Below are 1,236 nucleotides of genomic sequence, written 5' to 3' on the forward strand. Positions count from 1 at the left end.
AGTGGATCGTCAACAGCAAGTTGGACACTTTTTATGAGGGGATCTGTTTGAACTGAATGGGTGTTAGATAACCCAGTGTTCCATGGATACGAATATGATTATACCAATGGACATAATCATGTAATTCCATGTTCAGATGTTCGAGCGACATGAAATACTTGTGGTTAGAAAATTCTGTTTTGAATACTTTGAATGTTGCTTCAGCTACTGCATTGTCATACGGACAACCTTTCTTACTTAACGATCTTTGAATGCCAAACGTGGATAAAGCTTGATCAATTAAACGATTATCAAACTCTCTACCACGATCCGTATGAAATAATTCGATATCATGTAGATTACCTTCTATTCTAGAAAGAGCACGATAGACAAGAGTAGCATCCTTGTGAGGCCCCGCACTATAACCAACAATCTCACGATTAAAAAGATCAACAAATAAGCATACATAATGCCATGTATTCAACACACGCACGTAAGTTAGGTCACTGACTACGACGGATAAAGGCTTGTCCTGGCTGAAGTTTCGCTGCAACACATTTTGTGTTTGACTCTCATTACATCGTGTAGAATGGGGTTTATATTGAGCGACAGTATAGTTGGATACTAGTCCTTGTTGCTTCATTAGTCTGCCGATACGACGACGTGAGACCTGTAAGCCCTGCTTTTGAAGCTCTACTTTTAATTTTCTCGTTCCATAGTTATTACGGTTTTGAATGAAAATATCTTTGATAATTATTGCAAGTTCAGCATCAGGTAGATCGTCAAGTTGTTTCTGACGCTCTTTAAAATGGTAGTAAACGGTGCTACGAGAGAGTTGTAGGACATCACACATTGCTGATACCGAATAGATCTGTGCATTGTTACGGATGATATCTATTTTCGTCCCATGATCAGCGCTGCTTGCTTTAAAATGTCATTTTCCATTAATAATCGTTGATTTTCCTTACGTAAACGGATCAACTCATTCTCTTCTTCACTGCGGTTATTTTTTGCATGAAAAGAACCTGATTGTTGATACTTTTTGATCCAATTGTCTAAGGCTGATGCTGTAAGATCGTATTCTCTTACAATGTCTGCTCTAGGCTTACCACTAGCAGCAAGTTGAACCATTTGAAGCTTAAATTCGGTTGTGAATGTTCGACGTTGACGTTTCATAATTAAACGCTCCTTCTAGATATTAATCTCAGTCTACTAGCCCACATAATTTTTGTCCAACTTAGTGTAACCTATCCATAG

Annotated in this window: 1 protein-coding gene; it reads right to left on the reverse strand. The window is 38.2% G+C overall.

Going from position 1 to position 1,236, the window contains the following annotated elements; translation table 11 throughout:
* Positions 1 to 31: 31 nt before the first annotated feature.
* Positions 32 to 1,155, reverse strand: a protein-coding gene (locus ACFP56_RS21715) for an IS3 family transposase (protein ID WP_379238590.1) whose coding sequence is annotated in 2 segments (ribosomal slippage) — positions 32 to 909 and positions 909 to 1,155 — 1,125 coding nt in all. Because the reading frame shifts where the segments join, the coding sequence is not laid out codon by codon here.
* Between the last annotated feature and the right edge of the window lie 81 nt (positions 1,156 to 1,236).

The organism is Paenibacillus septentrionalis, assembly GCF_042659865.1.
In the GTDB taxonomy this organism is placed as follows: domain Bacteria; phylum Bacillota; class Bacilli; order Paenibacillales; family Paenibacillaceae; genus Pristimantibacillus; species Pristimantibacillus septentrionalis.